Genomic DNA, 20,228 nt, shown 5'->3' on the forward strand with positions numbered 1-20,228 from the left:
GAACAGTCAAGAAAAGAGGTTTCACCATGTTAGCAATCGTCGCCTATGCCCTAGGCGCCATGTATTCGCCTGGGCCTGTGAATCTGCTTGGCTTGAACGTTGGCATTAATGGCCAGGCCAAAAAGTCGTTTGGCTTTTGCCTGGGAGTGGGTACTTCGATGCTGGCCTACTTATTAGTGTTGGGCTGGGTGGGTGCTGCATGGATCAATGATGACGCACTGATCGTGGTGAGTGCCTTGGGCTGTGGCTATATTGTTTATCTCGCGAGCAAAATTGCCCGATCAAGTATTGATATAAGCAAGCCAGATAATGCCCCACGACTGGTAAATTATCGTGATGGGCTGGTCATGCAGTTGCTGAATCCCAAGGCCATTATCGCTACCCTGCCCATGACCACACTGCAATTTCCTGCGGCGGGTATTGAGGGGGTTAGCTTAGTGGTTTGGGCGCTAGGACTGGCGATGCTAGCCGCTGGCGCACCCGGCAGTTATATCCTGATCGGCAGCTTAGTAGGCCAGCGTATTGAAAACGCCAACATTGTTAAGCGCTTCAATTGGGCAATGGCGGGGATGCTGGTCGCGGTGGCACTTTCGATTGGCTATGAGCATGTGTGGGTGCCGCTCACTTCTATGGTTACCTAACCTGACTGTTTGATTAGGAACGCAGCTCCGACCAAACCGCAAACTCGTTACCACTGGGTTCCCGAAAGTGAAAACGGCAGCCGCCAGGAAACTCGAAAATGGGCCGAATGACCACGCCGCCGCTCTTTTCAACCTTGTTGAGCGTTGCGCCAATGTCAGCGCTATAGAAAACCAGCAGTGCTCCGCCGTTTGAGGTTTGGTTACAGGCATTCGCTTGGTAGAAGCCGCCATCGAGCCCTTGGTTTGAAAACGCAGTGTATTCCGGGCCGTAATCGACAAACTCCCAGCCAAACGCCGCAGAGAAAAAAACCTTTGTTGCGGCTAAATCTTTTGCGGCGAACTCGACGTAGTTGAGCTTTTCATGCTGGTTCATAGCCTGCTCCTTTGTTGTTTTTCTTCAGACGACAGATGCGTTATCTATTGGCCGAAGCCGATACCTAAGCGCAGTGCTTGCAGACCATCGAATTCGACACTTACTTCATCAGAGAAAAGGGGGTGACCCTGCACTACCAGATCCAACGTCGCTTGAGAGCCGCGATAAGTGACGGTCACTTCGATGTTGGCGATCGTGTTAATAGGCGCCAGCACACCATACTCAATGTTATCCACGCTGACCGCGGAGAGGCCGCGCTCATCCAACTGCTGCTGAACTTCTCGTTCAACGACAACGCCGTAATAGAAGTAGATCCCTGTATAGCCAAGCGCTACCAGTACGATTAGTGAAAAGAGCTTTCCCATTGTTTCTCTCTGTTTTATAAAATATTGGATGGTTACTGCCTGCAGTAAATATGCTTGAATCGCGCGCCTAAGCGTATGCTATGGGAAAGATCAGCAGGCAGTACGAGCCGTGATAATGCCTGGGGCGACGGAAGCACACAAGCGAGACTCCACATCCTCTACCCTGCCACTTAGCGTTCTTTGATGGATGCTGCATAGCACTAGGCTAGACTCTGTACCATTAGCAGCAATGGTTAGCTCACCATCTGCACTCCAGCCGCCACTTTTGCCGCAGGTTTGCCAACCGCCTGTGCTGGAGATGTGATTAGCAAGCAGCACTGGGAACTGATGGTGCTTCGCCATTGAAGCGAGTAGATTCGCATCGGCCTCATACCCCGTTTCAGAGATTAGCGCGCTGGCAATATAAACGTCCGCTAGCTGGTCGGCAGCCATTTCTGCATGGGCAGGATTGGCAAAATCTGCGCAGATCGCCAAGGCGATTCGAGTGCCGTTAACCGTGAATAGATAACTTTCGCTGCCTGTCGAACAGTAAACATCTTCTCCTTCATGCAGGTACTGCTTTGCATAAAATTCTCGCTCGCCATTGGGGAAGCAGATAATAGCCCCTATCTGCGGTTTTCTGCCTTCACTAACGAGCGGGCAGCCTGCTATCACGACTATATTATTCGCAGCAGCGGCATCGGAAAGCGTGCTAAATAACTCTGAATCTTTCGACATCGCTAGCTTTTCTAACAGCTCAAGCTCGTAGCCGGTCAGTGAAAGCTCAGGAAAAACCACTACATCGGCGGCTAGTGCAGCGGCGTGTTCAATGTAGGCAATGTGCGTTGCAAGGTTCTCCGACACGGCGCCTTTTACAACAGGCAACTGAGCGAGCGCGATGGTGGTGTCTATTTGCATTCCTGCCTCATATAAGCAAATGTGCCCTGAGTATTTATGCGATTACTCTTACAACGCATTCACTCTTTTTTAGCGAGCATTAGACCTACCCCTGCGCTGGCTAACAGACCAGCGCAAACACGGTTGAATAAACGCCGCATGGCAGGCCGAGAAAACCAGTGACTTAAAAAGCTGCCTGCGTAGGCATACCCAGCAATTGCTACCCACTCCAACAGCAAAAACAGCACACCTAATACTAAAAATTGCTGCCCTACATTACCGCTTGGTTCCACAAACTGGGGTAAGAACGCGGTGAAAATCAGGATGGCTTTGGGATTACCTGCGGCAAGTAGGAACTCTTGTCGCGCCAGCTCAAAAAGGTTCTGGGGCTTAGCGCCAGCGTCATCATATTCAGCGGTATCGGCACCCCAGAGTTGATACGCCAGCCATAGCAAATAGAGGCCACCGGCGATTTTAATGACCAGGAAGATTTTTTCAGAGGTGTAAAGCAGCGTCGCCAACCCCGTAGCTGCCAACGTAATCATGCCAACAAAAGCCACCAAACGCCCAATACCCGCTAAACAGGCTGCCCGCACGCCATAGCGCTTGGCATTGGTTAATGAAAGAAGATTATTAGGGCCCGGCGCCATATTAAGCGCGAAGCAGGCAGGTATAAAAATCAGCAGCGTGGTTAGGTTCATAAAAGCGCATTCCTTTCAGCTCGTATAAGCATTCATAGTTATTTCACTCACAATTTACCTAGATTAGTCGTTAATTAAGATTTTTCTCAACCTTAGAAAAAGAGCAGGCACTGTGGGCCTGCTCTCTTAGCGTATCTTTCTTTTTATGATGCTTGTATCAACAAACTTGCGGCTCACTCACCTCCCTACACGCCCTTACGCTTTCAGCCAGCTCGCTTACCAAACTGTGTACACGTTCAACGGCTTCGTTAGGCGTGTTGGCATGTTCGATACAGTCGACTAGCGCAGAGCCGACGACAACTGCATCGCTGTAGCGACCAATGGTGGCGGCTTGTTCGGCGGTGCGTATGCCAAAGCCGACGGCAATGGGTAGATCAGTGTTTTGACGCAATTGGGCAACCGAACTTTCCAGCCTTTCCGGCGTGGGAGCGCTACCCCCGGTGACACCCGCCACGGAGACGTAGTAGATAAACCCGGAGGCATTTGCCAGCACTTTCGGCAGGCGTTTGGCATCGGTCGTCGGTGTCGCTAAGCGGATAAAATCGATGCCGTGTTGTGCTGCTGGTTGGCAGAGTTCTTCGTCGTGTTCGGGAGGGAGATCGACCACAATCAGGCCATCTACCCCTGCGCTAGAGGCATCCGCTAGAAAGCGATCAACGCCATAGCAGAAAATCGGATTGTAGTAGCCCATCAACACAATCGGCGTAGTGCTGTTTTCTTCACGGAAACGGCGCACCATTTCCAGCGTTTTGGCTTGGGTTTGGCCGTTGTTCAATGCTCGCAGTGCCGCTTTTTGAATCGCAGGGCCATCGGCCATGGGGTCGCTGAACGGCATGCCCAGCTCGATGATATCCACTCCTGCGTTTGGTAGCCCATGCAGCAGGCGCCGGGAAGTCTCCGCTTCCGGGTCGCCAGCGGTCAGGTAGCTGACTAACGCCGGGCGATTTTGCTGCTTGAGCTCGGCAAAGCAGCTTTCAAGACGAGAGGTATTATTCATGACAGTCTCCTGGATCGCGCTCATAGCTGTTTCACTCCGAACTTATCGCCTAGGTGATGGGCCACGCTCATCATATCTTTGTCGCCACGACCGCTAAGGTTCACCACCATCAGATGCTCGCGTGGCAGGCTGGGCGCGCGCTTAGCGACTTCCGCCAAAGCGTGGGCGGTTTCCAGGGCGGGGATAATGCCTTCCTGGCGGCAGCAGACCTGGAAAGCTTCCAGCGCTTCCTCGTCGGTGGCGGATACATACTCGACCCGCTTCTGCTCGTGTAACCATGCGTGCTCTGGCCCAATGCCGGGGTAATCGAGCCCTGCGGAAATCGAGTGTGCGTCGGTAATCTGGCCGTCCTCGTTTTGCAGCAGGTAGGTGCGGTTGCCGTGCAATACACCCGGCGTACCGCCATTCAGGCTGGCCGCGTGATGACCGCTTTTCACTCCTTTTCCGCCTGCTTCAACGCCAATCATCTTCACGTCCGGGTCATCAAGGAACGGGTGAAACAGCCCAATGGCATTGGAGCCGCCACCTACGCAAGCCACTAGCGAATCCGGCAGACGGCCATGTTTTTCGAGCATCTGGTTGCGTGTTTCATGGCCGATCACCGCTTGAAAGTCGCGCACCATGGCAGGGTATGGGTGTGGCCCGGCCACGGTGCCAATAATGTAAAAGGTGTCATCAACGTTAGTCACCCAGTCACGCAGCGCTTCGTTCATGGCGTCTTTGAGCGTGCCTGTGCCGGAGGTGACGGGAATGATCTCCGCGCCCAGCAGCTTCATGCGGAACACATTGGTCTGCTGGCGTTCGATGTCCGTAGTGCCCATGTAGATCACGCAGGGCAAGCCAAAACGTGCTGCCACCGTGGCAGTGGCCACGCCGTGCATGCCCGCGCCGGTTTCGGCGATAATGCGTTTTTTGCCCATTTGCTTGGCCAGCAATACCTGACCGATGCAGTTATTAATTTTGTGGGCGCCGGTGTGGTTCAGCTCTTCACGTTTGAGGTAAATACTCGCCCCACCGAAGTGCTCGGTCAGGCGCTCGGCAAAGTAGAGCGGGCTTGGCCGCCCCACGTAGTCGCCTTGGAAGTAGGCTAGCTGGCGTTGAAATTCTGGATCGTTTTTGGCGGTGGCGTATTCGTCTTGCAGCTCCAAAATCAGTGGCATCAGCGTTTCGGCAACGAAACGACCGCCGAAGCGACCAAACAGGCCATTGGCGTCGGGCAGGCTATTGGATAAGTCTACAGGTTGATTCATCACGACCTCGGCATGAGTGTTTAGTATGCGACGACGTTAAGGCATACGAGCGGGAATAAAAATCGATAAGATGGCAGCAATATGTGACCTTGGATCAACTGTTAGCAGGATATTCTATGCAACACAGCATGCCCCCGCTTAGCGCATTGCGCGCCTTTGAAGCCACCGCCCGGTTGGGAAGTGTGACCGCCGCTGCCGATGAGTTGAGCGTTACCCACGGGGCCGTGAGCCGCCAGTTAAAAAGCCTGGATGAGCATTTTGGCGTGGCGCTTTTCGCCAAAGCGGGTCGAGGCATTGCGCTAACCCCACACGGTGAGCAGCTACAAAGCGGTGTGGGTGAAGCATTCACTCGCTTGAAGGATAGTTGCGCAGCGCTCAAGCGTGATGTAGAGGAAGCCCCCTTCACTCTCGCCTGCCCTGGCAGTCTTTTGGCCCGCTGGCTAATTCCCCGGTTAGATCGCTTGCACCGCGAGTTACCCCAGCTAAAGCTGAAAGTGGTAGTAAGCGAAAGCGAGCAGCCCGGCAAGCAAACGGATGCCAGCGCCACACTGGCGTTTTCCGAACCGCCCTGGCATGAAGATGTGGAAGTGATTGAGCTAATGACGGAAGAGATCTGCGCGGTGGCAAGCCCACAATTGGCAGCGCAGCTTGATCCGGCAGATCCAGACACGCTCTTCTCTACCAAACTCTTATATACCGCCTCCCGCCCCCAGGCGTGGCCGCAGTGGGCCCGTGCGCAAGGGCTTGAGCAGGCACAACTTGAAGCGGCGCTAAACCAAGGCCAGGGATTCGAGCACCTTTACTACTTGATGGAAGCGGCGGTGGCGGGGCTGGGTGTCGCGATTGCGCCAACGCTGTTGGTGGAAGACGACCTGAAGAGCGGACGGCTGGTAGCGCCATGGGGCAGTATCGAAACCCCCGCCCGGCTCTGCCTGTGGCTGCCCGGTCAGGCGGGCTTACTTACTCACCCCCGACGAAGCGAACCCCTGGCGGAATGGCTTAAGGGGGAGCTTGGGAGATAAATGCGAAGGCGTTAGTGAGGCTGCGTGTTATCCGGAAGCCTGTGACTCGCTTCGGCTTTCAACCGCTCGACCAGCCAAACTTTGATAATAGATTGACGCGTAACACCGATACGGGCAGCCTCACGATCCAGAGACTCAACCACCCAAGCGGGGAAGTCGACATTGATACGCTTCGGATCTTGATTAACACGGTGTGCAGTGGATAAATCAAGATCGTCAACAATATCTTCGCTGCCTTGGTCAAATTTTTGATCAAAGTCGTTAGCTTTCATAGAGTTCTACCTCTCTTTTACGCGAGCGCCTTAGGGCCTGTTGACGTTTCATCGCGAACCGCGTTGCCCCACAAAGCGCGTCAGACAAGGCGCAAAACGCTGGGAAGGGTGGTTCCCTTTTCAAGTTTTGCAACGCCGTATGGCGTGCTTTGCGGGGCAACCCGAAGGGCTGGGCCCGTTTTTATCCGCGGCGGTGTTAGTCGTCGTTCATTTGGAACCACCAAACCTCTCTCCTCCTGCCTTGCCGCGAATAAAAACGGGCTCCAGCGCGGCCGCGAGTGAAACATCAACAGGCCCTAGCGAAATGAGTCGAATTTTTTCATTTCGGTAGGTGATGACGGCAGACCAGTGTTTATCACCAATCAGCCCTATCATCAGAAAACGCGGCTAACCATCAGATTTAGCTTGGATTTCCAGCAAATCAGGATCATTCCAAAGCGCCTGAGCACCTAGAAAGTCAATTCCATGCTTTACCCGATTGGCTACGCTTTTGACATCATCATACTCAAAGTCGCTCATGAGTATAAATTATTCCTTTTCTACTCAACCCGCAAGGCGACCCAACACTCCCATGCTGCTCAACAAGCGTGCCGAGACTGCTTTATACGGCATTTTTCCCTCTACTCACCCATTCAAGCGCTCACGGTTACTGGCCACCAGCTCAGCCAGAAAGTCCGCCACGGCTCGAATACGACTTGATTGGGTGAGATCCGTCTGGATAACAAGATAGATGGGCTGATCCACGCCAATATCCTCAGCAACGCAGATCAGACTCGCTTCCCTGGCCAGAAAATGTGGCAATAACGCGATCCCCAGCCCCGCTTTGGCCGCTGCTAGCTGAGTCGCCATAGACGTGGTGGTCAACGCTGGTTCGCGCCCTTGCAGAACTCGCTCAACCCACTGGGCAGCGGGCAAGTGCGCTTGCGATTCGCCCCAGGTGATAAAGGCATCCGTATCGAAATCGCCCGCATCATGGTTAGACTCACGCTGCGCTACATAGCAGGGGCTCGCGTAAAGTCCGAACCCCAGGGAGCCCAAGCGTCGAAGAGTGACATTGCCCCGCTCGGGCCTGACCATTCTAAGCGCCAAATCGGCGTCGCGGCGGTGCAGGTTAACGGTGTTGATATCGGTCACCAGTTCAAGCGTGATGCCGGGGTAGTGCGCATAAAATTGCGGCAATGCGGGCAGAATCAGCGCCGTGGCCAGGTTTTCAGCAGTGGCCAGCCGCACTCTCCCGCTTAGCTGCGAGGCGCGGGAAACCCCACTGGTAAACGCCACTGCCGCAGCTTCCAGCGCTTCGGCTTTCTCAATCAACCCCGCCCCTTCCTCGGTAAGCTGGTAGCCCGATTGTTGGCGTACAAACAACGGTAGTTTGAGGGCTTTTTCCAGACGTTCGATACGCCGGGAAAGAGTCGCTATGCCCAAGTTCAGCTCGGCGGCGGCACCGCTCAGCGTGCCGTGGCGGGCCACCGCTAGAAATGTTCGCGTGTCATCCCAGACCCACCCACGGGGCATCTGTTTTTCAAAATCAGAAAATGGCTTACCAAACTCGTTCATTTTTTTCATTATTGGATAGTGCCACGCTGTTACTGCGCAACTCAACAACAGCTTAAGAACTACTCCAGGAGAAACATCATGCAAAAACGTACGCTGGGCAGCGATTTCACTATTTCCGCTATCGGTTTAGGTTGCATGGGGATGAGCGAATTTTATGGCCCCCGAAACGATAGCGAGTCGCTACAAGTATTAACACGGGCAGTAGAGGTGGGGATCGACTTTTTCGACACAGCGGATATGTACGGGCCGCACCACAACGAGGAGTTGATCGGTCGCTTTCTCGCTAGCCATAAGCCCAAGGTACGTATCGCCACCAAGTTTGGCATTGTGCGCAACCCTGGAGAGTACCAACGTAGCCTGGACAGCAGCGCTCGCTATGCCCAACAAGCTTGCGAGGCATCGCTAAAGCGGCTGGGCGTCGAGCAAATCGATCTCTACTATGTCCACCGCATTAACCCGGAAACCCCCATTGAAGAGACCATGGAGGGCTTAAAGCAGCTGGTGAAAGAGGGAAAAATTGCCCATATTGGCCTCTGCGAGGTCAGCGCTAACACCTTGCGCCGAGCACACGCCGTGCACCCGGTAACCGCCGTGCAAACCGAATATTCACTCTGGACGCGAGACGTAGAGCAAGCGGTGCTGCCCACCTGCCAGGAACTCGGCATCGGCTTTGTGCCCTACTCGCCGCTGGGCCGAGGCTTTTTAACGGGAAAACTTCAGGAGAATGCCGACTTCGGCGAAGATGATTTTCGTCCTAACCTGCCGCGCTTCTCTGAACAGGCCATGCATGCTAACCGCCGAATCGCCGACGTGATTGGTGAAATGGCCGCTCATAAAGGCTGCACCCCAGCGCAGTTGTCGCTTGCTTGGCTGCTCTCTAAAGGGGACAACATCGTGCCGATTCCGGGCACCAAGCGGTTGCGCTACCTTGAAGAGAATGCAGCAGCGGCGTCCATTAGCCTAACCGCCGATGAACAGCAACAGCTTGAAGCAGACACCGAGCACCTCCCGGTGACCGGCGAACGTTACACACCGGAAGGCATGAAGGGGGTTAATGCATGAGTGGCTACGGCCTACCTACTGAATAATCTCGCCAATCGAGCGCTTGCCATCCAGCAGTAGGTATTCCTGATTAGTCACGTTCGAGCTTTGCACCGTGTGCAGTAATGCGTGAGCAACATTGGCCCGTGAAATTTGGTTATCGCCGGCTTCCTCAAACGAGCTAGCAAACCTTTGACTGGCGGCTTCGTCAGTCAAACGACCGGGTTTGAGAATGACATACGGGATACCGCTATTGCGCAGATGGGCATCGGCGGCAAATTTCGCGGCCATATAGGGACGCATTTTCTCGGGTGCTGCCAGCGGTTGCTCTGCCCGCATGGCGCTGATCATAATATAGCGAGAGAGACCTTTCTGCTTGGCGATGTCGGCAGTCCGAATGGCGCCAAACAGGTCAATCATCAGGGTTTTATCCGGCCCGGTATGAGGCCCAGAGCCCGCCGTGAAGACTACCTGATCACAGCCTTCAAAAGCGTGTTCAAACTCGCCTTCTAGATCGGCAATGACGGTGTCTATGCCGCGTTCTTTAAACCACGCTGCCTGTTCTTCACTGCGGATCATTGCCTTAATAGGGGTGTCCGCTTTTTGGGCCAGTTCACAAAACTGTTTGCCAATCTGTCCGTTTGCGCCAATCACTAACGTTGTCATAACGCCTCCTTGTGAATTGCTTACCCTTTTATGAGTGCAGGCACTTAGCTGGAATTCAACCCTCCAGTATGTTGTTCCTACAGCGGTTCAGGTATTTAAGCCATCACGCCAAACACGTGCCCTATAGCGGATGTTAAAACCATGGCGAGCGCGCCCCAGAACATCACTCTTGCCGCAGCTTTTAGGGTGGGCGCTCCTCCCACACGGGCTGCTATAGCGCCGAGCAAGGCTAAAAAGAGCAGTGAGAACAACGCGACCAGAGGAATAAGCAGTGCGGGAGGCGCCCGCAAAGCAACCAGTAGGGGTAGCAGCGCGCCGATGGTAAACGTAGCCGCCGACGAGAGTGCCGCCTGGAGTGGACGCGCTTGGCCGGTGTCGGTAATGCCGATCTCATCTCGTGCATGTGCGCCTAAGGCGTCGTTGGTCATCAATTGTACCGCGACTTGGCGGGCCAACGCTGGTTCAACCCCACGAGCTTCGTAGATGGCTGCGAGCTCTTCTTGCTCTAGTTCGTAGTGTTCCATCAATGCTTTACGTTCGATATCTAGATCGGCGTTTTCGGTGTCGGCTTGCGAGCTTACCGAGACGTACTCCCCTGCGGCCATCGACATCGCACCGGCGACCAGGCCCGCAATACCCGCCAGCATAATATCGCTCTGTGTGGTACTCGCTGCCGCAACGCCCAATATCAAGCTGCTGGTGGACACAATGCCGTCATTGGCACCTAGTACCGCGGCACGCAGCCATCCGTTACGGTGAGATCGGTGGTGTTCTGAATGGATCATGGGCCTAATGCCATCGTTGGTTTATCTAAACGTTGACGTTTAAATACGCTTAGCTTCTTCAGAGCCTAGCAGATTCTGGGCGCCAGCTGTCTGTTTGCGAGTCAATTATGGCGTTTTCCTCCATCCAGAACGAGCGCTTTGGCATGAAGGTTTCCAGCCTGGCTGGTTTGATCCTGGCGATGTTTAGCGCCCCTTCTCTGCTTGTCTTTCATCACTCACTCCGTGTAGGGTTATTAAACAGGCATTCAACAAAAGGTATTTCTATGCAACGCCGTTTACTGATTACTTCAATATCTCTGGGTCTTTTCGCTGGTGCTGCCACGTCCACTGCGCTGGCAGAAACTTCACCGCTGGAGCAGCAGCTAAAGGATCTTGAATCATTCCAAGTGATTGCCCACCGCGGGGCCAGCGGCCACGCGCCGGAAAGCACCATGGCAGCCTATGAACTGGCCCATGAGTGGGGGGTCGATTACTTAGAGCTGGATGCCCAACTCACCGCCGATGGTGAGGTGGTGGTGTTCCATGATGACGCTATTGAGCGCACCAGCAATGGTGAAGGCCAGATTAATGACCACACCCTGGAAGAGCTAAAAGCGCTGGATGCCGGCACTTGGTTCAATGAAGCCAACGCCGATAAAGCAGACGCTGACTTTGCAGGGGCACAAATTCTCACGCTGGATGAGCTATTCGAACGCTTCGGTAACGATGCTCGCTACTACATTGAAACCAAGTCGCCGCAGCTAAACCCAGGTTTGGAAGAAGCCCTGGTAGACAAACTGGAAGAGTACGACATGGTCGAGAGTGGCCGCGTATTAGTGCAGTCTTTCGAGCAGGGCAGCCTGTTAAAAGTGCAGCAACTTAACGACGACATTCCGCTGATCCAACTGGTTTGGTACTACCCCAGTGAAGAGGATGAATCGCGCTTAGTGGAGTGGACCGGCGTAACACCGGGCCCAGCAGAGATCACTGATGAAGACTTCCTAGCGGTTGCGGAATACGCGGTGGGAATTGGCACCAACTATATCTACGAAGGCCGTGAAGTCATCGATACCGACTTTATCCGTCAGGCGCAAGACAACGGCCTGCCGGTACACGTCTATACCGTTAATGAAACCGATGAGATGGAGCGTTTGATGGAAATGGGCGCAAACGGCCTGTTCACCAATTACCCTGATCGTTTGCTAGAGTTCGTTGAGTAAGCAGACTTATAAACAAAAAACGCCCAGCCTTGGCTGGGCGTTTTTTGTCCGAAGCTTTAAGCTAAAGTCAGGTGCTTTAATCCAAGCCAAGCCCTTCAATTACCGCCGCCAATCTTTTACGTTCATCACCCTGCAGTGTTTTAAGCGGCTGGGGCAAACAAGGCTGGCTTACTCTGCCGGTGACTTCTGCAATGGTAGCGGCCACTCGCAGGCTACCCCCGTATTCCCGATAGAGTGCCCATAGCGGTTCAAGTGCGTTTGAAAGCGCCTTGGCCTGTTGAGCATCCCCCGTCTGAGCTGCCCGGGTTAGCGCCAGCGCTGCTTTAGGGTATAGCCCGCCGATAACCGAGTACCAGGCATCACACCCTGCATCTAGGCCGACAGCTGCTGCCGGGTCGCCACTGATGCCGATGGTGACATCAGCGGGAATCAGCTTGCGCAGCCGTGCCACCCGCTCCTTTGCGAACTCAATATCGTTCTTCAACGGCGGGATTTTGATAGAGCGAACCTGGGGCAGTTGGGCGATACGCCCATGCAGCTCATCGCTGAATTCAAAATGGGTAGTGCCAGGGTTATCGTATACACACAGCGGGACACTCAGCGATTGGCAGACCGTAGCGTATAGGTTGAAAACCTCATCATCAGTGAGTCTTTGGTAGGACACCGGTGCTAGCAACACCCCGCTTGCGCCTGCTTGCTGGGCGCTTTCTGCATTAGCCAACACATCGCGGGTACGTAGCGCGCCAATGCCTACGACAACAGGCACGCTGCTTGCATTTTCAACGCTAAGCAGGGCAACACGGGCGCGCTCATCACGGCTTAAATAGGCGTAGCTACCGGTCGAGCCCAACACGCCAATGGAGTCCACCCCGGCCTCTGCTAAAAACTCAACTAAACTGGCAAACTCACGCTCATTAATTCTATGCTCGTTCATGGGGGTTAGCGGAAAAGCACTTAGGCCGGTGAACATGGTGGATAATCCTATTAAGGTGGATCGCAATCGCAGTGTTGCACAGATGTTTAGCTATAATGTACATCATGCGGGAATGGAACAGCCCCAACTTATCCTCGTTTTTTGTTGACATAACTTCCTGTTATTTTTCTTGAATTGATGTAGTGTTTGCGTATGGGCCGTATCGATATGGCATAGTTTTTTTGGATGCGTGTCTTACTGCTATACCATTTGAGCTGAATATAACAACAATTTCGTTAATGCTGCGAGGGAGAACACGTCATCAATTCATACACATCGAAAGTGCAGAGCAGAACTGCATTGTGCGTGAACCTGGCGTTCATCAATCAACCAGTAAGCCACCACCAATGCCATTACCCGTCATAAGCGGCTTTCCATTGCGATTGGTCTTACTGGCATTGACCACCCTTATTCTGCTGGTGGGACTCACTTTCGCAGCAACGAATGCCATCGCTCGGGAAGCACCGCTTTTTATAGTGGCTCATCCTGATGTCGCTACTCGCTGGCTAAACCGGGATACCACCCGCGCGATTTTCGCGATGCGCCAACGCACATGGCCGGATGGTCAAGCAGCCAGGGTCTTCGTATTAAGCAATAGCAACCCCGTGCACGCTCGCTTTGCCAAAGAGCAATTGGCGGTTTACCCGCACCAACTTCAGTTGGCCTGGGATCGCATGGTCTTCTCAGGTACCGGGCAAGCCCCCGACCGAGTAAGCGACCAGGCCGAGATGCGCGAGCGCGTTGCCACTACATCCGGTGCCATTGGCTATCTTGAAAGGGAGTATCTGGATGATAGTGTCCAAGTCGTTTCGATGGAGTGAATGCCGAGCCATCGCCGCTTCGGTAGCCGCCGTTGCAATGGGTATATCTGCTAATGCCCAAAGCGATGAACACCCTCTGGATACTTTGCAGGTACATGGCTTTCTTAGCCAGGCGCTGGTCACTACTGACGATAATAACTTCTTTGGTCATAGCAGCCGAGACAAAGGCAGCCTCGAATTCACCGAAATCGGCCTTAACGTATCCTTACGCCCCCATCAGGATGTGCTTGTTGCTGCTCAGTTGCTAAGTCGTCGGGCTGGAGGTGACAGTAGCGATGCAAAGCCGGAGCTCGATTATGGGCTCATTGATTATCAGATGGCTTCCAACCAGCAGCGTACCTTTGGTGTTCAGTTGGGACGGTTCAAAAACCCTTTTGGGTTTTATAATCAAACTCGCGATGTGGCATTTACACGCCCCAGCATACTGCTGCCGCAATCTATTTACTTTGATCGCACTCGATCAATTGCTCTTGCTGCAGACGGAGTCAGTATATATTTAGACGAACGCGTACCTACTGGCTCGCTACGCATTCGAAGTGGGTTAGGGCTTCCGCAAACAGGCTCAGATCTAGCAAGACAGCTTTTTGCTGGTAATGGTAGACCAAGTATCTCTTCAGGCGACTATTCGGTAATAGCTCAGCTTTTATACGAGCATGAAAATAGCAATTTTGTTGCTGCCATCAGTGCAGCTGATGTCAACTTAGATACCAATTTTCCTGAAGGGGCAGGCACTTTTGACTTTCAACCTTGGATTGCATCAATACAATATAATCAAGAGCTGTGGAGCCTTACTGGCGAATTTGCACTTAGGAAGCAATCTCTTCAAGGGAATAATATTCCCAGAAATTTTGAGATCACAGGGCAAAGCTGGTATCTGCAGTATCAGCGTATGATTAATCAAAAGTGGAGTTGGCTTGTTAGATATGACAGCTTAATTAATAATAATGAAGACCGTTCAGGTAACTCTTTTGAAGCAAATGGTCTGGGGCCTGCTCACTCTCAATTTGCAGATGATCTAACATTTGGTCTGCAGTGGACACCGCACCCTCAAGTAATGCTAGCAGGTGAATATCACCATGTAGACGGCACTGGTTGGCTACCCACTCAGGATAATCCAGATTCATCAGCAACCAGCCGAAGATGGAACATGTGGTTATTCCAGCTATCGCTACGCTTCTGACGCCTCCCCCGATCCTGGCTAGGACGTTACCGCGATGAAAACACCTACCTTTTTTCGAATGCCTCAGCGTCTTAGCCTAACTTGGCGGGTTATCGCATTAAGCAGCCTCCTGCTTTTAGCACTGGTAACACTTTTTACCTGGCTAGGGCACGATAACTTAACTCGTCAGTTTCAGGAAAGTCGGACTCAGCACCACGAACGCCAGCAGCGAGAAATCCGTTTAGCGTTACTCCGTTCATCGGAAAATTTACGCCAGTTAGCCGGTTTAACTGCCGCCTCAGCGAGCCTGGGCCTGCCCTTACAAGCGGGTAGCACAGCCGATGTCAAGCAAGCGCTGGACTCCCAGTGGCCCGCTCTACAGCTCGAAGCGGGAATTGATGAGATTCTAATCATCAATACTCGCGGTCAAGTATTGGGCAATTGGGGCGCCGGAATCTCGCAAGCACAGCTTCCCATACTGAACTGGGTAAGCCAGGTTATGAACACCGAACGACCACTTGCAGCGCTTCGCTGTTCAGCTAGCTGCCAGCAGTTTGCCGCCGTGCCGGTATTGGTGGGGGGAGAAAGCGTTGGTATGGTCGTGCTATCCCGCTCATTAGCCGATGTCACTCGGCAAGCCAAAGAAGTCTCTGGCAGCGAAGTCGCGATACTTGTTACCGGGCTCGCTGAAGACAGTCAGGTAACGGCAGCAAGACAGCTGCAAGCGTGGAATGGCCAATTGCTGGCACTCACCGGCGAAGAACAGAGCTTAGTACCTTTGCAGCAAGCGGCAGATACTGCACCTATCCGCCGCTTGCTGGAAGAACCATTAAGTCTTGAGCATGGTGGCAGACACTTAGAGCTCAGCGCAGTGCGCATGGAAGAGGAGAACGAACGTAGCAATATTGGGTACTTCCTGCTGGTATCAGATATTACCGAGCAAATTAAGGCTATTAATCAGGATACCCGTACGCTGTTGTTCGTAGGCGTACTCGGTTGGATCGCCGCTGAACTACTGCTATTAATCATATTGCTTGGCCCAATGGCTCGATTACGCAGAATAGCCGGATTGCTTCCAGCCTTGGCCAACGGAAAATTTAGTGACATACACTCCGCTATTCCCAGCCGACGCCGCCGCATTCCCGACGAGATAGATGTACTAGAGAGCACAACACTTGAACTTTCGCGCCAACTTGAAACATTAGAGGGTGAAGTGCAAGAACGCGGCAATCAACTAGCTGAGCGTATTGAAGAGCTAGCCAAAGAGCGTGATTTCGTTAATGGCCTATTGGATACGGCCCAGGTATTCATCATTGCTCAAGATGGCACTGGGCGCATTAGTTTAGTCAATGAATATGCTCAGCTGATGTTGGGGCTTAATGAGGCTTCGCTACTTGGGCGTCATTTTGTTGATGTCTTCGAGGCGGGTGCCCCAACCACGGTGAATACGTTTTCCCACCCCCAACAAGAGGAAAAAACGCTACGTACGCCCGACCACCGCCTTCATACTATTGCTTGGTATCATGCACCTTTACAAACCAGTAGTCAGGGAAAGGTATCACGCATATCGGTAGGGCTCGATATTACCGAACGCAAGGCTGCCGAAGCGCGACTAACCTGGTTGGCTGAACGCGATCCGCTGACGGGACTCTACAACAGACGCTACTTTCAGCATGCGCTGCAAATTGCCCTTGAACATCCCGCCAAGACAAAAGGAGCGGTACTGCTGCTTGACTTAAACCAGTTTAAAGAAGTTAACGAGCTGAGTGGGCACCATGTGGGCGACAAATTACTGTGCGAAGTGGCTGACACCCTCCTTCATAACCTAGGCCACCGTGGCGTCATTGCCCGTCTGGGCGGTGACGAATTTTCTCTGCTATTAGAAGATACCAACGTCGAAAAATCGGTAAGTGTCGCGCAATATATCGTCCAGCTATTAGATGGCATCGGCTTCGTTGTCGGAGAGCGGCGACATAGGGTAACGGCCAGTATTGGTATTGCTTTGTACCCCACCCATGGCAATACGCCTGCTGACTTGATGGCTAGCGCTGATGTGGCGATGTACAAAGCTAAGGAGAGCGGTCTCCAGCACTGGCATCTACTTTCCAAATCAGAAAATGCCAAAGACGAGCTACAAGAACGAGTTTACTGGGTTGAACGCATCCATAATGCGCTTGAAGAGGATAGCTTTGAGCTAATGGTGCAGCCCATCATGCGCCTGGAAGACCAAGACGTAAAACACCATGAGGTGTTGCTCCGAATGCGCGATACTGATGGTAGCCTTATTGCTCCCGCACACTTTATTCCTATTGCCGAGCAGAGCGGACAAATTGTATTGATCGACCGCTGGGTATTGCGGCACAGTTTAAAAGCACTTAGCCAATTGCAGGATCAAGGTATTACGCTGGCGGTGAACCTTTCCGGACAGTCCCTTCACGATGGAGGATTAAAACAGTATTTGGCAGACGAGCTGACCGCCAGCGGCGCTGATCCTCACCACCTAATCTTAGAAGTGACAGAAACAGCGGCGGTGACTGACTTTTCTACCGCACGGGGTGTATTACAAGCAGTACGCGACCTGGGTTGCCGCACCGCACTGGATGACTTTGGAGTGGGCTTCAGTAGTTTCCACTACCTAGGACAGTTGCCCGTCGACTATATTAAGATTGATGGTTCCTTTATTCGCAGCTTGCTGATTAGCCCTGACAGTCGCGTCATTGTTCGCGCGATTGCCGATATTGCTAAAGGTTTTGGCAAGCAAACGATTGCCGAATTCGTTGATCAAGAAGCACTATTGCCCATTCTAAAATCCTACGGAATAACTTATGGTCAGGGTTTTTATTTAGGAAAACCTTCAAAACTTCAAAAACTAGTTACATCTAAATGTTAAAAACCATTAAAAAGGCAATCATCCATGTTAATAAAAAATAGTGATATATTAGAACAAACGATAGTATTACCTAAATTGAGTATAAACCCACATCAATTCTTTAATAATTTTAAATTTATTATCGCCCATTCACCAGAAGAAAAGCAACGTGCTTTTTTATTACGCCATCTCGTTTTCAATGAAGAATTGAACTACGGCATTGGGGACAAAAAAAATCCCATATTAGAAAAAGACTCTCATGATCAGCACTCGATACTCTGTCTTCTCCAACATCGGGAGAGCGGAATCGATGCCGGATGTTTAAGAGTGGTCATCATAGATGATTCTATTAAAGGCTTTCTACAAATCCTGCCATTTGAAGAATACTGCGGCAATAGTTTAACCAGCCTTGATTTTCACCCAGAAAAAATGACTAAAAATACGATTTGCGAAGTCTCTAGACTCGCGGTGCACCCATTATTTAGAAATAAAACAAAATTATTGATTAACAACAAAGATATAAATATCAATGAAAAAAATTCAAATTATGATTCTAAAAACCAATCCATCATTAGTTTGAGTTTATTTCTTGCAGCAACCGCGCTTGTTGGTTTAGCGCATCGGAGGCACGTTTTTGCCATGTTAGAACCAAGGTTCAATAGGTTACTTAAAGCATCTGGCCTTCATTTTCAACAAATTGGTGAAATAATAAACTATTGTGGAAACCGTGCAGCTTATTATATCGATCAAAAAATTGCTGTTGAAAATTTGCCCAAGCACTTAATACCACTCTATATACATATAGAAAAAGAGCTTGCTATTCAAACAAGCTCCGAAATAAGCCATGAAAAAAAAGACCCACCTCAACTTTAAATTTTTAATCGCTACAGGTCTCTAAGACTTCAAAGCGATGTCGTTTTCTTAAAATCATTAACCGTTACGCTGGTAAATTTCTCTAAGAAAAACACTAACGTTTCGGGATATTGGAAACGTTCCTCAAAGCGCTCCTGGCTCTCTTGCGAACGCCGCGTCACGCTTGCTTTGTATCCCTCATTCGATTTAGATACCTTTACGCTATTCTCACGAGTTCCGTCACGTTTGATGGCCATTATTGGGGAGTTATCACTTAATAAAACGTCTAGTTGTCGGGCTGCTGTGCGCTCTTCATCAGATGCCCAGAGAGGTTGATCCCGATCTCCATATCGGTAGAGCATAATGACCAACATGACCGAAAAGATACTACTGGTCAGCATCCAGGTTAATAAAACGCTCGAAAGCGGCGTTGTCAGCATAATAAATAACTGAACCACAATGCCCACCGCCAGCACACCGGCCAAAGGCCTCCACATACGCGGATTCATAAACCTGCGCTTCAATATATATCCCCAAAGCCCAACCACTGCTAATGCCCCTAACAGTAACTGCACGGGAGCAAGGAGTGTTCCCCCTCCCGCAAATATGGCAATCACTCCAATAATCACCATTAAACTGTAGAAAGCAGCTAAGAGGTAGTAAGCACGATCAAGGTTCATATGCAGTCTCCATGCGGGTTAACCGATGACCTTCGGCGCCATCGGCTTTATTGTTATCGGCATGCGGATAAAGCCTTGAATTGCAGTATAGATTATCACGGCAATTCTTCACTGTTCCTTGGTGACCAGTGCTACAGGTTACAGCCCCTGAGCGCCCCGGCGCAGCCAGTCGTGGACAAACGCAAGCTTACGGCGGGCAGTCTCCGAGAGCACAAAGGGGTAAAGGTCAGGCAACCCCATAGAGCGGTTGACGTGATTGACCCCAACGGTGAGCGCCGCAGCCACATAAATCAAACGCTCAGCATCTTGCTCCGCATAAGGGTCCCACTGGTGGCTAGGTAGCTCCGGCGAAGAAAGATTGGTTGCTGCAAAGCTATCGGCAATATCGGTTAAATGCAGCAGGTGGGCGGCAGTTTCCGCCCAATCTTCATGCGGGTGCGCTGAAGCGTAGGTGGTCAGAAAACTCTCTTTCCAGTTTGGTGGCGGACCATCTATATAGTGGCGCTGGAGCGCAGCCTGATAATCCTGACGCTCGTCACCAAACATCTCGCGAAACGCATCAAGGAAATCTGCCCGCAGACTAAGCCGCCACCAGAGCATATGCGATATTTCGTGGCGCATATGGCCAATCATCGTGCGGTAAGGCTCTTCTAAAGCTTCACGACGCGTTGCAACCAGCACGGGGTCTACCTCGGCCACGCTGATGGTAACCACGCCCTGAATGTGCCCCATCGGCACTGGCGTGGGGCCTTCGGCGAGCAAATGGAAAACTGGCGGCGCGCCTGGGTCTTCTGGACGGAACCAGTGCCAACGGCCCAGGTTATCCAACACCCAGCGTTTAGCTGCTTCCGTTTGTGCCCAATTAGGAATAGCGTTGGGAATGCTGGGATCTGGCGCCAGCGCTGTCATGGCGCAAGCACGGCAAAAAGCCCCCTGTTTAGGGGCGATCCAGTTGCAGCCAATAATGTCTCGATTGATGCAGAAAGGCGGCATTGGCACAAAGGCACGGGCCTGAGGGTCATAGGCGACGGGGACCCCGTCTGCAGTTCCAAGGTTGTCGAACCAAAGAGAGCCCGAACCGACGGGATTTGAAAATACGCGCATACGGTGAAGCTCCTGAAAGCGAGAA

Annotated in this window: 22 protein-coding genes; 8 read left to right on the top strand and 14 right to left on the bottom strand. The window is 52.0% G+C overall.

Annotated features, from left to right (window positions below; all coding sequences use genetic code 11):
* The first annotated feature begins 26 nt into the window (after positions 1 to 26).
* On the top strand, positions 27 to 641 hold the full coding sequence (locus tag KUC_RS11720; RefSeq protein ID WP_007113412.1) for a LysE family translocator: 615 nt from the start codon (positions 27 to 29) through the stop codon (positions 639 to 641).
* A 13-nt stretch (positions 642 to 654) separates the two neighbouring features.
* Here the strand turns inward: KUC_RS11720 and KUC_RS11725 are convergent, their stop codons facing one another.
* From KUC_RS11725 to trpB, 6 genes are all read right to left on the bottom strand, one after another.
* Positions 655 to 1,014, bottom strand: coding sequence for a VOC family protein (locus KUC_RS11725; protein WP_007113413.1), 360 nt, complete (start codon positions 1,012 to 1,014; stop codon positions 655 to 657).
* A 44-nt stretch (positions 1,015 to 1,058) separates the two neighbouring features.
* The gene (locus KUC_RS11730) at positions 1,059 to 1,379 is read right to left on the bottom strand and encodes a hypothetical protein (RefSeq protein WP_007113414.1); all 321 of its coding nucleotides are present in this window, start codon (positions 1,377 to 1,379) and stop codon (positions 1,059 to 1,061) included.
* A 90-nt stretch (positions 1,380 to 1,469) separates the two neighbouring features.
* Positions 1,470 to 2,276: a carbon-nitrogen hydrolase family protein gene (locus tag KUC_RS11735; RefSeq protein ID WP_007113415.1), complete on the bottom strand. Its 807-nt coding sequence runs from the start codon at positions 2,274 to 2,276 to the stop codon at positions 1,470 to 1,472.
* Between the two features lie 59 nt (positions 2,277 to 2,335).
* Positions 2,336 to 2,956 (bottom strand): LysE family translocator, encoded by a 621-nt coding sequence (locus tag KUC_RS11740; protein ID WP_007113416.1) that lies wholly within the window; start codon positions 2,954 to 2,956, stop codon positions 2,336 to 2,338.
* A 157-nt stretch (positions 2,957 to 3,113) separates the two neighbouring features.
* Entirely contained in the window at positions 3,114 to 3,953 is an 840-nt protein-coding gene (trpA, locus tag KUC_RS11745) for a tryptophan synthase subunit alpha (protein ID WP_007113417.1), read from the bottom strand.
* Between the two features lie 20 nt (positions 3,954 to 3,973).
* Positions 3,974 to 5,203 (bottom strand): tryptophan synthase subunit beta, encoded by a 1,230-nt coding sequence (trpB, locus tag KUC_RS11750; RefSeq protein WP_007113418.1) that lies wholly within the window; start codon positions 5,201 to 5,203, stop codon positions 3,974 to 3,976.
* 116 nt (positions 5,204 to 5,319) lie between these two features.
* Here trpB and KUC_RS11755 point away from each other — a divergent pair, with 116 nt between their 5' ends.
* Complete coding sequence (locus KUC_RS11755; protein ID WP_040480762.1) at positions 5,320 to 6,225, top strand: LysR family transcriptional regulator; 906 nt, start codon at positions 5,320 to 5,322, stop codon at positions 6,223 to 6,225.
* Between the two features lie 11 nt (positions 6,226 to 6,236).
* Here the strand turns inward: KUC_RS11755 and brnA are convergent, their stop codons facing one another.
* From brnA to KUC_RS11770, 3 genes are all read right to left on the bottom strand, one after another.
* Positions 6,237 to 6,497 (bottom strand): type II toxin-antitoxin system BrnA family antitoxin, encoded by a 261-nt coding sequence (gene brnA, locus KUC_RS11760; RefSeq protein ID WP_007113420.1) that lies wholly within the window; start codon positions 6,495 to 6,497, stop codon positions 6,237 to 6,239.
* Positions 6,498 to 6,884: 387 nt separating this feature from the next.
* Complete coding sequence (locus KUC_RS20060; protein ID WP_007113422.1) at positions 6,885 to 7,016, bottom strand: BrnT family toxin; 132 nt, start codon at positions 7,014 to 7,016, stop codon at positions 6,885 to 6,887.
* 105 nt (positions 7,017 to 7,121) lie between these two features.
* A complete protein-coding gene (locus KUC_RS11770) occupies positions 7,122 to 8,063 on the bottom strand; it encodes a LysR family transcriptional regulator (RefSeq protein WP_007113423.1) in 942 nt (313 codons plus the stop codon).
* Between the two features lie 69 nt (positions 8,064 to 8,132).
* Here KUC_RS11770 and KUC_RS11775 point away from each other — a divergent pair, with 69 nt between their 5' ends.
* Positions 8,133 to 9,116, top strand: a complete 984-nt coding sequence (locus KUC_RS11775; protein WP_007113424.1) for an aldo/keto reductase — start codon at positions 8,133 to 8,135, stop codon at positions 9,114 to 9,116.
* Between the two features lie 15 nt (positions 9,117 to 9,131).
* Here the strand turns inward: KUC_RS11775 and KUC_RS11780 are convergent, their stop codons facing one another.
* Positions 9,132 to 9,761: an SDR family oxidoreductase gene (locus KUC_RS11780; protein WP_007113425.1), complete on the bottom strand. Its 630-nt coding sequence runs from the start codon at positions 9,759 to 9,761 to the stop codon at positions 9,132 to 9,134.
* Positions 9,762 to 9,856: 95 nt separating this feature from the next.
* Positions 9,857 to 10,546 (bottom strand): VIT1/CCC1 transporter family protein, encoded by a 690-nt coding sequence (locus tag KUC_RS11785; protein ID WP_040480764.1) that lies wholly within the window; start codon positions 10,544 to 10,546, stop codon positions 9,857 to 9,859.
* Positions 10,547 to 10,809: 263 nt separating this feature from the next.
* Here KUC_RS11785 and KUC_RS11790 point away from each other — a divergent pair, with 263 nt between their 5' ends.
* A complete protein-coding gene (locus KUC_RS11790) occupies positions 10,810 to 11,745 on the top strand; it encodes a glycerophosphodiester phosphodiesterase (RefSeq protein ID WP_040481039.1) in 936 nt (311 codons plus the stop codon).
* 76 nt (positions 11,746 to 11,821) lie between these two features.
* Here the strand turns inward: KUC_RS11790 and KUC_RS11795 are convergent, their stop codons facing one another.
* Complete coding sequence (locus tag KUC_RS11795) at positions 11,822 to 12,715, bottom strand: dihydrodipicolinate synthase family protein (RefSeq protein WP_007113428.1); 894 nt, start codon at positions 12,713 to 12,715, stop codon at positions 11,822 to 11,824.
* Between the two features lie 350 nt (positions 12,716 to 13,065).
* Here KUC_RS11795 and KUC_RS11800 point away from each other — a divergent pair, with 350 nt between their 5' ends.
* The 4 genes from KUC_RS11800 to KUC_RS11815 are packed head-to-tail and all read left to right on the top strand — an operon-like array spanning position 13,066 to position 18,440.
* Positions 13,066 to 13,539 (top strand): hypothetical protein, encoded by a 474-nt coding sequence (locus KUC_RS11800; RefSeq protein WP_208854494.1) that lies wholly within the window; start codon positions 13,066 to 13,068, stop codon positions 13,537 to 13,539.
* Positions 13,508 to 14,719 carry a hypothetical protein gene (locus KUC_RS11805; protein ID WP_007113430.1) on the top strand — a complete coding sequence of 404 codons (1,212 nt, stop codon included), beginning with the start codon at positions 13,508 to 13,510 and terminating at the stop codon, positions 14,717 to 14,719. Before KUC_RS11800 ends, KUC_RS11805 begins: the two co-directional genes overlap by 32 nt.
* 34 nt (positions 14,720 to 14,753) lie before the next feature.
* On the top strand, positions 14,754 to 17,588 hold the full coding sequence (locus tag KUC_RS11810) for a bifunctional diguanylate cyclase/phosphodiesterase (protein WP_007113431.1): 2,835 nt from the start codon (positions 14,754 to 14,756) through the stop codon (positions 17,586 to 17,588).
* Between the two features lie 24 nt (positions 17,589 to 17,612).
* Entirely contained in the window at positions 17,613 to 18,440 is an 828-nt protein-coding gene (locus KUC_RS11815) for a PEP-CTERM/exosortase system-associated acyltransferase (RefSeq protein WP_007113432.1), read from the top strand.
* Positions 18,441 to 18,469: 29 nt separating this feature from the next.
* On the opposite strand, the gene KUC_RS11820 is transcribed toward KUC_RS11815, so the two are convergent.
* Positions 18,470 to 19,099 carry a hypothetical protein gene (locus KUC_RS11820; RefSeq protein WP_007113433.1) on the bottom strand — a complete coding sequence of 210 codons (630 nt, stop codon included), beginning with the start codon at positions 19,097 to 19,099 and terminating at the stop codon, positions 18,470 to 18,472.
* A gap of 138 nt (positions 19,100 to 19,237) precedes the next feature.
* Positions 19,238 to 20,203 (bottom strand): zinc-binding metallopeptidase family protein, encoded by a 966-nt coding sequence (locus tag KUC_RS11825; protein ID WP_040480769.1) that lies wholly within the window; start codon positions 20,201 to 20,203, stop codon positions 19,238 to 19,240.
* Positions 20,204 to 20,228 lie beyond the last annotated feature (25 nt).

Origin of the sequence: Vreelandella boliviensis LC1 (assembly GCF_000236035.1) — a bacterium.
Classification (GTDB): Bacteria; Pseudomonadota; Gammaproteobacteria; order Pseudomonadales; family Halomonadaceae; genus Vreelandella; species Vreelandella boliviensis.

Coding starts and splice junctions, on each gene's coding strand:
- KUC_RS11720 (WP_007113412.1), top strand. CDS start 27: ATGTTAGCAATCGTCGCCTATGCCCTAGGCGCCATGTATTCGCCTGGG.
- KUC_RS11795 (WP_007113428.1), bottom strand. CDS start 12,715: ATGTTCACCGGCCTAAGTGCTTTTCCGCTAACCCCCATGAACGAGCAT.
- KUC_RS11740 (WP_007113416.1), bottom strand. CDS start 2,956: ATGAACCTAACCACGCTGCTGATTTTTATACCTGCCTGCTTCGCGCTT.
- KUC_RS11780 (WP_007113425.1), bottom strand. CDS start 9,761: ATGACAACGTTAGTGATTGGCGCAAACGGACAGATTGGCAAACAGTTT.
- KUC_RS11725 (WP_007113413.1), bottom strand. CDS start 1,014: ATGAACCAGCATGAAAAGCTCAACTACGTCGAGTTCGCCGCAAAAGAT.
- KUC_RS11820 (WP_007113433.1), bottom strand. CDS start 19,099: ATGAACCTTGATCGTGCTTACTACCTCTTAGCTGCTTTCTACAGTTTA.
- KUC_RS11730 (WP_007113414.1), bottom strand. CDS start 1,379: ATGGGAAAGCTCTTTTCACTAATCGTACTGGTAGCGCTTGGCTATACA.
- KUC_RS11815 (WP_007113432.1), top strand. CDS start 17,613: ATGTTAATAAAAAATAGTGATATATTAGAACAAACGATAGTATTACCT.
- trpB (WP_007113418.1), bottom strand. CDS start 5,203: ATGAATCAACCTGTAGACTTATCCAATAGCCTGCCCGACGCCAATGGC.
- KUC_RS11770 (WP_007113423.1), bottom strand. CDS start 8,063: ATGAAAAAAATGAACGAGTTTGGTAAGCCATTTTCTGATTTTGAAAAA.
- KUC_RS20060 (WP_007113422.1), bottom strand. CDS start 7,016: ATGAGCGACTTTGAGTATGATGATGTCAAAAGCGTAGCCAATCGGGTA.
- KUC_RS11785 (WP_040480764.1), bottom strand. CDS start 10,546: ATGATCCATTCAGAACACCACCGATCTCACCGTAACGGATGGCTGCGT.
- KUC_RS11735 (WP_007113415.1), bottom strand. CDS start 2,276: ATGCAAATAGACACCACCATCGCGCTCGCTCAGTTGCCTGTTGTAAAA.
- KUC_RS11755 (WP_040480762.1), top strand. CDS start 5,320: ATGCAACACAGCATGCCCCCGCTTAGCGCATTGCGCGCCTTTGAAGCC.
- brnA (WP_007113420.1), bottom strand. CDS start 6,497: ATGAAAGCTAACGACTTTGATCAAAAATTTGACCAAGGCAGCGAAGAT.
- KUC_RS11805 (WP_007113430.1), top strand. CDS start 13,508: ATGATAGTGTCCAAGTCGTTTCGATGGAGTGAATGCCGAGCCATCGCC.
- KUC_RS11810 (WP_007113431.1), top strand. CDS start 14,754: ATGAAAACACCTACCTTTTTTCGAATGCCTCAGCGTCTTAGCCTAACT.
- KUC_RS11825 (WP_040480769.1), bottom strand. CDS start 20,203: ATGCGCGTATTTTCAAATCCCGTCGGTTCGGGCTCTCTTTGGTTCGAC.
- KUC_RS11775 (WP_007113424.1), top strand. CDS start 8,133: ATGCAAAAACGTACGCTGGGCAGCGATTTCACTATTTCCGCTATCGGT.
- KUC_RS11790 (WP_040481039.1), top strand. CDS start 10,810: ATGCAACGCCGTTTACTGATTACTTCAATATCTCTGGGTCTTTTCGCT.
- KUC_RS11800 (WP_208854494.1), top strand. CDS start 13,066: ATGCCATTACCCGTCATAAGCGGCTTTCCATTGCGATTGGTCTTACTG.
- trpA (WP_007113417.1), bottom strand. CDS start 3,953: ATGAATAATACCTCTCGTCTTGAAAGCTGCTTTGCCGAGCTCAAGCAG.